General features: G+C 64.4%; 1 rRNA gene. It reads left to right on the top strand.

What is annotated here, in order from left to right:
• Nucleotides 1–155 precede the first annotated feature (155 nt).
• Nucleotides 156–225 (top strand): 5S ribosomal RNA (gene rrf / locus ACLBYB_RS33660); the annotation flags it as partial.

Here is a 225-nt window from a genome sequence, read left to right as displayed (position 1 = left end):
GTCCGGACTGGTTCGGCAGCCGAAAAGGCTGGCGAAGCCAGAGACACACGAAACAAGAAGACCCGCAGCGCCAGACGCTGCATGCTTGCCGAACTGAGCACTCGCCGTCGCAGCACCCTGCGCCGCCGAGTGCCAAAAAAGTTGCGATGCGCCGGTCTGGTGGCCTGAGCGGCGTGCCCAGAACCCGATCCCATCTCGAACTCGGCCGTTAAACACGCCAGCGCC

The sequence above is a fragment of the Methylobacterium sp. D54C genome, assembly GCF_053345595.1.
Note: the sequence above shows the minus strand (reverse complement) of the source record. Positions and strands in the feature narration are given on the sequence as shown.